The 7,555-nt window shown below is 62.3% G+C and carries 10 protein-coding genes; all 10 read right to left on the bottom strand.

Annotation, left to right across the window (positions count from 1 at the left end; genetic code table 11):
• Window positions 1-709, bottom strand: a 709-nt coding sequence (locus tag PZA18_RS19690; protein WP_308447430.1) for a hypothetical protein, incomplete at its 3' end; no start/stop codon positions are given.
• Window positions 710-720: 11 nt separating this feature from the next.
• Window positions 721-1,653, bottom strand: coding sequence for a TcpQ domain-containing protein (locus tag PZA18_RS19685; protein ID WP_284102593.1), 933 nt, complete (start codon window positions 1,651-1,653; stop codon window positions 721-723).
• Window positions 1,650-2,159, bottom strand: coding sequence for a lytic transglycosylase domain-containing protein (locus PZA18_RS19680; protein ID WP_284102592.1), 510 nt, complete (start codon window positions 2,157-2,159; stop codon window positions 1,650-1,652). The genes PZA18_RS19685 and PZA18_RS19680 overlap by 4 nt, the downstream gene beginning before the upstream one ends.
• A complete protein-coding gene (locus PZA18_RS19675) occupies window positions 2,156-3,490 on the bottom strand; it encodes a TrbI/VirB10 family protein (RefSeq protein WP_284102591.1) in 1,335 nt (444 codons plus the stop codon). The genes PZA18_RS19680 and PZA18_RS19675 overlap by 4 nt, the downstream gene beginning before the upstream one ends.
• Window positions 3,487-4,623 (bottom strand): TrbG/VirB9 family P-type conjugative transfer protein, encoded by a 1,137-nt coding sequence (locus PZA18_RS19670; RefSeq protein WP_284102590.1) that lies wholly within the window; start codon window positions 4,621-4,623, stop codon window positions 3,487-3,489. Before PZA18_RS19670 ends, PZA18_RS19675 begins: the two co-directional genes overlap by 4 nt.
• Window positions 4,620-5,321 (bottom strand): VirB8/TrbF family protein, encoded by a 702-nt coding sequence (locus tag PZA18_RS19665; protein WP_284102589.1) that lies wholly within the window; start codon window positions 5,319-5,321, stop codon window positions 4,620-4,622. The genes PZA18_RS19670 and PZA18_RS19665 overlap by 4 nt, the downstream gene beginning before the upstream one ends.
• A 9-nt stretch (window positions 5,322-5,330) precedes the next feature.
• On the bottom strand, window positions 5,331-6,275 hold the full coding sequence (locus PZA18_RS19660; RefSeq protein WP_284102588.1) for a type IV secretion system protein: 945 nt from the start codon (window positions 6,273-6,275) through the stop codon (window positions 5,331-5,333).
• Window positions 6,268-6,468, bottom strand: a complete 201-nt coding sequence (locus PZA18_RS19655) for a hypothetical protein (protein ID WP_284102587.1) — start codon at window positions 6,466-6,468, stop codon at window positions 6,268-6,270. The genes PZA18_RS19660 and PZA18_RS19655 overlap by 8 nt, the downstream gene beginning before the upstream one ends.
• Entirely contained in the window at window positions 6,461-6,751 is a 291-nt protein-coding gene (locus PZA18_RS19650; protein WP_284102586.1) for a hypothetical protein, read from the bottom strand. The genes PZA18_RS19655 and PZA18_RS19650 overlap by 8 nt, the downstream gene beginning before the upstream one ends.
• Window positions 6,748-7,527: a hypothetical protein gene (locus tag PZA18_RS19645; RefSeq protein WP_284102585.1), complete on the bottom strand. Its 780-nt coding sequence runs from the start codon at window positions 7,525-7,527 to the stop codon at window positions 6,748-6,750. The genes PZA18_RS19650 and PZA18_RS19645 overlap by 4 nt, the downstream gene beginning before the upstream one ends.
• Window positions 7,528-7,555 lie beyond the last annotated feature (28 nt).

The following is a 7,555-nucleotide window of genomic DNA, read 5'->3' as shown; positions in this document are numbered from 1 at the left end:
CGATGTTGCTCCAGAACTGCAGCTTGGCGGTGGACGACACCTTGTTATCGCTGCTGCTACTGGCCGAGCCGCTGTTCGAGCCACTGCCGCTACCCGAGCTGGTGGCGGTGGCCGACTTCGAGACATTGACCGTGGCATCGCCCTCGCCCGGTGGCAGCAGCAGCGTGAAGGTGCGGCTCTGCAGCCGGTAGAACTGCACCAGGCCATCGCGGTACTCCCACGAAATGCTGGCCTGGGCGGCGATCTTGTCGAGCAGGCCGCGCAGCGAGTCGGCAGCAAGATAACCACTGAACGGCGCCTCATTACCGGATTTACCCGCCGCGGTCGGCAGGCTGCCAGTGGCTGGCGTCGCGGTATACACATCCGGCTGGATCCGGATCATCACGCCACTGACCTTGGTCAGCGCATCGGCCACACCGGCCAGCGTGGTTGGGTAACGCAGGCTCAGCGAGTGCGGCTGGTCGAATACCGGTGGCAGTTGCTGATCGGCCGATAGTTTGATCGCACGGTTGCCGAGCCAGGCGGTGTCCAGCTTGCGGACGACCGCCTGTTGCTGCTGTGCCATCGCTTGCTGCACATGGCGTTGCTGGCTGGCATCCAGAGCGACCCGCTCGGATGACTGGGTGACCTGCTGCTTGAGCTCAATGCTGGAACAACCGGCCACCAGCAGGCTGGCCAACATCAGGACGGGAACATTGGACTGTGACATGGCGGGCCTCCTTAGGGCTGGCTGCCGGCGACCATCACCCGCAGGGTGTGATTGCCTTGATAAAGCACGGCCTGCAAGGCCTGATCGGCGCCTTGCAGCGACGCAAATACCTGTTGCACGGCAGCTTCGAAGTCACCGTCGAAGCGGGCGGTGTAGCTGAGCGGGTAGTCCACCGGCGCCTCCCAGGCCAGCTGCCAACCGGCACGTTGGCTCCAGTCCTGCAGCGCACGTCGCAGGGTGGCGTGCTGCGGTCCGAGTGCCCAACTGCTGACGACCGGTGCAGCGACAGCAGGCAAGTCATCCACCGCGCCACCACCACGAACTGCGGGCTCGGGCTGCCGTAAACGGATCAGGCCGGACTCGGCAAACAACTGATCCAGTGCTTCGGCGCGGGCGATGGCCGCTGGCGTAGGGGTTGGGTCAGCGGCGGAAACGGTTGATGCCGGCGTCTGGGGGAGTGGCGTGGGCACTGGCGGCACGGTGGTAGCTTGGGTGGCGGTTTCACGGGAAACCGCCGTATCTGGTAAGGGCAGCAGTCCATCTGAGCGAATCGGACTGGCCATACCGTGGGTCTGAGTGCCACCGCGAACCCGTTCGCCCAGATAAGTCAGCACGGTCCGTCTTTGACCTAGCAACACCGCCATTTTTTGCGGCAGGACGGGCACCCGCCAGAACGGTGCTTTGCGTTCAGCGACGACGAGTTTTTCGCCCTCGGTCAGGTCCAGGACGACCGGCGGCACGTCACCGCGCAATTGTAGATAGAGCGCTCGGCCATCATCGAAGGCCTGCAACACGCCCTGGCCTTCGATCCGGTAGCGGAAATCAAACTGACCAAGTTGCGCGGCGGGTTGGGTGGTTGGGCTGTCGGCCAGGGCGGTGAGCGGACTCAGCCCGAGACAGCCAGCCAGGCACAGTGCAGAAAACAGAGGGGACATCGATCTCATAAGTGGGATCCTTTTAAGGCAAAAACGGGGGTTGGGGCCGCTTGGAGCACGCGACCGACATAACCGTTGCGCAGGCCCTGCGCAGGATGGCCGGTGTTGTATCGGGAGATGGCAGCGATCAGCGCCGCCGACTGCGGGGCCGCATGCCCCTGCGCCTGCAGGCGACGTAAGTCAGCGTGGTAGAAACGACCAAGGATCTGCCCGGCCAAAGCCAGGTTGACGCAGGGGTCGAAGGCGGGCTCCCAATGTCGGATGCCGTAGCGCCCGAGATTGCGCCATTCAATCTGAGCCAGACCGACCGAGATGCCATAGCCGGCACGGGTCAGGGCGGCCGCCGTGGCCACCGCTTCAGCCTGATTGCGGGGCTGCCGGCGCAAGGCACGTTTCCCCCCATTGATACTGATGGCGTAAGGATTGCCACGGCTTTCCACCCGAATGATTCGCGCCATGGTGTCAGGGTGAACATTGGGTGCGCACTGCAACAGGGTCGGGGTCCAGTCGATCATGGCTGGCCCCCAGTCAAACTCGGTGGCAGCAACAGATCCTGGGTGACGACAATGGCAATCCGGTCGCCAGCGTTGACCGATAGCGTGCGTTGGGTGGTCTTGTTCTGCTCCAGCATCTGCTTGGTGGTCTGCACCAGGATCTGGCCGGCCGCTGAGCGCAGACCACTGCCACCGCCACCGGCTTCGATCACCACCTGGGTATTGCCACTGCTATCGCCACCCACCAGGCCGGACAGGCCTGCCACCAATAGCGAGGAGCCGAATTGCGACCAGAAATGGTTGTCGACTTCTGCCGGGATGCCCGACGCACCGGAACGCTCCGCTGCCGGCATCGCCCCCAAGCGGATCGAGGCTCCTGTTGGGAAAATCAGCCGGGTGAAGGCAGCCAACAGCCGACTCTGCCCGGCATTGACCTCGCTCTGGTAGTTGAACAAGGCCAGCGTGCCCTTTGGCACCAGCTTGTGCCGACCGCGAATTGAATCGTAGATATCACGCTCGACCTGACAGCTGCCGGAGCCGGGGAGTTGCGATTGCACGGCGACGCGCAGGGTGCAGGGGATGACACTGCCTTGCATCAGCAAAAACGGCGACTCGGCCGGGATCACCTGCAGGGCTGCTTGCTCGCTCACGGTTCCCTGCTGCTGCAACCAGGCCTGGTGACCCTTTACTGTGGGGGTACCCGCAGGCGTTTCGGTGCCGGACGGTCCCCCTGCCCCGCCCTGCCCGCCGGCCGCCATCCGCTGTTGCGCGGCGGCGATCATTTGTTGGCGCAAGGCGGCCTGCTCGGCGACAGGATCCGAAGGCGACTGTTTCGGCTTGCTGGAGGTTTGGGGGGCGAAGTCACCGTTCTGGTTGGCGTCGTCACCCGGCTCGAAATACGCGATCCGTTGCCGGGTTTCCAGCCGCTGCGCCGCATGCTGCTCGGCCGCGACATCGGCCTTGCGCTGTGCATAGTGGTCAACCCGATCGAGGCCTGCGTCGCTGACCCCCGGCACGATCGGTGTCACCGATGGCGCGGCGCCCAAGGCTGGTGCGGTGGCGTTGGCGGGAGATTGGCGGGCAGCAGCCAGGACTTCCTGCTGCGCACGGGCTTCATCCGCTTGATCGCGTAACAGCTTGCGGGTCTGGTCCGGGTCGCCTGCATTAGCTGAGGCGGCAGCATCCTGACGGATGTCATGCACCAGCTCATTGCGGCGGGCGGTGGCGCCTTTGTTGCCGCTGAAAACCAGCAAGGCAATGACGATGGCGATCATCAGGCCGATGACCAGCGCCCGCAGCTGGGTCCGTGACAGGCTGCGCCCACCGACCGGTAGGGTATTCGGCTCGCTCATTCACGCCCCCGTGCCAGCCAGCCGGACGTGTCGGCGGTCTTGCGCAGGATCCGGATTTCCGCATCGCCCAGCTTCAGCAGCAGCTTCGTGCGGATTCCAGCGAAGCGGAAGTTGCCCTGTTCGAGCTGAGCGTCGAGGATCTCCGCCTTGCCTGAGGCCTCGTCGATGGCGAACAGCACCGGCAAGGCCTCCAGCTTGGGCGGCAGCCGCAGCACGGTTTGATTGCCATCATCGAACACCGCAGTCGGCCGGAAAGGGGCGCGACCTTCGACCTGGTAGTCCAGATTCAGGCGGCCTAGGTCAATCTGGTTACTGGTTGTAGGGCCTTGATTCGGAATGACAGCGGAGTCTGCCAGAGGCCGTACCGGTTCTGGCCGCCCCATTGCCGTGGCCCTGGCTGGAATGGAGGCCTGCTCTTCATCCAGCTCACCCAGGGCCAGCGTACTGCGTGTCAGTTCTGGCGTACGCCAGCTAACCCGCTGGTAGTACTGGCGATCGGACTGGCTGGCCAGCCATAGCTGATAAGTACGGTGATTGGTGGTGATGATGGCGTTGTTGTCCAAGCCATCGGTCATCGGCTTGATCAACAGCAGATTGCGCGCCTTGTTGAGCAGGATGCGCCAACCGGCATCACAGCCTGCCGGTTCGGCGGGAGCCTCGGCCGATTGGCCGCTGGCTTCGAAGGTGACGCAGCCGTTTGCAAAATAGGTGCCGGTCACCTTCTCCCCTGGCTGGAAAGCCAGGGTAGTCAGCATGCCGCCCTTTGTCATCACCGGGAAAATCCGGTCCGGATCGTAGGCAAACGCCACAAGACGCGGATCGTGATAGACCGACAGCGTGGGGGTGCCCGGCGTCCCGCCACTGTCCAATGGCTGCTTCTCAGTGACCGTCAAGAGGGTGGGTTTGGGGCGTGGCTTGGCCTTGCGCACGGCATGGGGCCCTTCCGCCGCTGCCGATTTGGTCTGAGGCGGTTTACTCAGGCTCGGCAGCGGCAGCGTGACCGGTGGCGCGGGGGGCGTAGGGGTCACGGCGGGCAAGGGTTTGATCGGCGGCAACTCGCGCAGCGCCGGCGGATCTGCCAGAACCAGACCGCTGGCGAGCGACAGAATGAGGGGGGTAGCAGTCTTCATCATTGGGCTTTGCTCTCGTCCGAAATGGAAAAGTGGGTGACGGTGAAACCGATGGCATTGGTGCGTTCGGCCTCTTCCAGCGTGGCTGGCGGCAACAGGTTGTAGTGCAGGGTGACCACCTTCACGGCTCGCTTGGCCAGACCATCGCGCCCGGTCTCGGTCAGTAGCACCCGGATGATTGCGATGTCGGCTCCGCCGTCTGACAGCAAGTTGGACGACAGCACGTTGACGGTGCGCGTGAACTGTGGATCGGCGACCAGGCGGGCGGAGGGCTTGTCTTCGATCTGCCAGCTACGCAGCTCGCCCACCGCCTTGCCACGCACCATGGCCGTGACATGGGCCTGATTGGCCAGTAGGAGGGCCGGATCCACGGTCAGCAGCTCTGCTACCCAGCGCCGCGCCTCGAACAACTTATTGAGTTCGCTCGGTTCGAACTTGCGGGCAACCAGGTCACTCTGCCGGACCTGACCGGTCAGCTTGTCTTCCGAGACAAAGCGGTACTCGGTGGTTTTGAGTGGCAGCAGCACGATCAACAGCACGACCAGGCCAAGCGTGACGGCCCAGTGCAGGACGGCGATCGCTTGAGCGCGGGCCAGCTTGAGCTGGGGCAGTCCAAAGGCCTCGAAGAAGCGCTGCTGACTGCTGACCGTCAGCGGTGGTGGCAGGCTGGCGTCGGTGGGTTTGCGGGATTTACCAAACATGAAAGACTCCTAGCGCAGCGGGAAACGACCCAGTCGAACACTGGCGTTTCCAGATAGCAGGTTGGCAGCGATGGATGGAGCGGAAGACATCATCATGATCACCAGCATCAGGATCATGACTACCGGTGCTGCCGCAAAGAGATCGACCATTGGGCTATAAGCCTTGGTCCCTGTTTCCAGTGCCAGTTGTTGTGACAGGAGCTTGGCGGTGGTTTGGGCGGGGATGACCAATTCGGTGCCCAGCATGAACAGGATGGCGGCGACGACCTTGTACAACGCGGCACCGATTGAGAACTTGATCCAGGAATCGGCTAACCACTCGAATCGCTCCATCAACAACCAGGGCAGCATCAACGGGCCCATGATGATGGCGATCGACAGGGTCAGATTGCTGAGCAGGTAGATGCCACAGTAGACCACGCCACAGATTGTCAGGAGTCCGGACAGCAAGCCGATCAACAGCAGGCGGACCAGCATGCGGTGCAGCTCCATCAGCAGGGTCATGGGGTTGTAGGCAGAGATGGAGAGTCCAGCATCTGCCGCCCCGGATTGACTGACGTCATTCATCCAGCTGACCGCCTGAATGGCTTTCGCCAATTGAGTCAGAGCAATCTGACAGGGGTTGGCATCGCTGCTACCCGTGATCAGCATGACCAGTTCATCGGCTCCCTGGACCAACCAGCCTTTCGGACCATTCGCCGAGGCATAGGCGAGCAACAACGCCGTCAAAATCGCGACACGAATCACCGTTTGCAAAGTGTCGCGGGTCCAACTGGCAAAGTTGTTGGCTGCATAGAAGTCAATGACGTGCCACATCAATGCCCATAGGGACAGAACACCGGTGAGGCCCAGTCCGGCGGGGATGGTGCGACCCGACATCTCGGCTACTTTGCCGGGTAGCACCGAGAGGGCGGAATTGAGCGCTGCCCAAGCGACGGAAACCATATCAGCCATGAGTCCCTCCAAACCAGACTCCGGCGGCGATCGATAGCAAGATGACTTGAGACAGCGCTGTCTGCTTCAGCCAGTGCTGAACGGGTTGGCGCTGGTTTACCTGCGCACTCAGATGCGTTAGTAGGTCAGCCATGAGCGACAAACCTAGGGCGGCGAGCAGACTGCAGGCCAAGGCGGGGGAACGCTCAAGCATGGCTGGCCCTCCACCAGATGACGCTGGCCAGCAAACCCAAGACCGGCAGACTGGCCATGGCCAGCAGACCACTGATCAAGTAGCGGGGTTGGTCCTCCGCGACGGTCAGTAGCGTCCAGGCCAGGGTTTTTCGTGACAGTTCGGTCAATTCGCGGGGTAGCGCCTGCTGCTCCCTATCAGCACTGGGCAATGCAGCGCGGGTGGCGAGCAGTTCCTGCAGATGCTGGATATCGGCGGCCGACAATTGCAGGCGTCGGCAGAGCCATTGCTGCAGCCGGCTCATGGCGACACCTGATTCAGTTTTGGTAACTGAAACTTGATCGCGCCGACTGCCGCTTCATTACGCTTGCGCATCTCCTCGGCATCGCGCTGCAAGGCCAGACGCTTCTTGGCCTCATATTTGGCGGCAGCTTCCTCATCGACCCGCTTGTTCTGCGCCTCAACCGACGAACGCAGCATCAGAGTACGGATCTCACCCAGCTCGGATGCCTGGTTATGGGCGTACATGGCCAGGGTCTGCATGCCTTCGATATTGCCGCTGATCTTGGGCACCGAAGCCTGCAGGGTGTTGAGCTTATTGGCCCGTACCGTGGCTTGATCCAGCGCACTCAAATCCGCATCCAGTTGCTGCCGGTAGTAGCCACCTTTGTTCGCGGCCAGCTCATATTCGGCTTCGAAGTACTGCTTCGGGGACAGATTGAGCTTCTTCGCCTCTTCCATCCGCCGACTCAACACCTCACGGGCGTTCTGGCTCGACTCCTTGAAATCCTTCACCGACTGCGCCAGCTTCTGGAACTGGGCCTTTTGCTGCAAGAAGGGCTGCAGTTTGGCGCGGATATCGCTGTCATTTAGCTGCTGCAGGTTTTGCATCATGGTTTCGTACTGCTTGAAGGTCTGTTGCACCTCCTTGGCTTGAGCCAAAGCCGTGGCAACCAGCTCGATGTTGTTCAGCACCTGGGTCCATTCCGAGGCCCACCAGACTGCGGAGGCTGGCGTGGTCAGAGACAGGCTGAGCAGCGCTGCAATGGCGGAACGACGCAAGTTTGGGAATTGAGGCATGGCAGTACTCCTTGGTGGGGATGGCCGG

Origin of the sequence: Parachitinimonas caeni (genome assembly GCF_030129945.1) — a bacterium.
Lineage (GTDB): Bacteria > Pseudomonadota > Gammaproteobacteria > Burkholderiales > Chitinimonadaceae > Parachitinimonas > Parachitinimonas caeni.
Note: the sequence above shows the minus strand (reverse complement) of the source record. Positions and strands in the feature narration are given on the sequence as shown.

Bases quoted from the DNA above. Each gene is read 5' to 3' on its own strand.
- PZA18_RS19685 (WP_284102593.1), bottom strand. From the start codon at position 1,653: ATGAGATCGATGTCCCCTCTGTTTTCTGCACTGTGCCTGGCTGGCTGT.
- PZA18_RS19675 (WP_284102591.1), bottom strand. From the start codon at position 3,490: ATGAGCGAGCCGAATACCCTACCGGTCGGTGGGCGCAGCCTGTCACGG.
- PZA18_RS19650 (WP_284102586.1), bottom strand. From the start codon at position 6,751: ATGAGCCGGCTGCAGCAATGGCTCTGCCGACGCCTGCAATTGTCGGCC.
- PZA18_RS19655 (WP_284102587.1), bottom strand. From the start codon at position 6,468: ATGCTTGAGCGTTCCCCCGCCTTGGCCTGCAGTCTGCTCGCCGCCCTA.
- PZA18_RS19660 (WP_284102588.1), bottom strand. From the start codon at position 6,275: ATGGCTGATATGGTTTCCGTCGCTTGGGCAGCGCTCAATTCCGCCCTC.
- PZA18_RS19645 (WP_284102585.1), bottom strand. From the start codon at position 7,527: ATGCCTCAATTCCCAAACTTGCGTCGTTCCGCCATTGCAGCGCTGCTC.
- PZA18_RS19665 (WP_284102589.1), bottom strand. From the start codon at position 5,321: ATGTTTGGTAAATCCCGCAAACCCACCGACGCCAGCCTGCCACCACCG.
- PZA18_RS19680 (WP_284102592.1), bottom strand. From the start codon at position 2,159: ATGATCGACTGGACCCCGACCCTGTTGCAGTGCGCACCCAATGTTCAC.
- PZA18_RS19670 (WP_284102590.1), bottom strand. From the start codon at position 4,623: ATGATGAAGACTGCTACCCCCCTCATTCTGTCGCTCGCCAGCGGTCTG.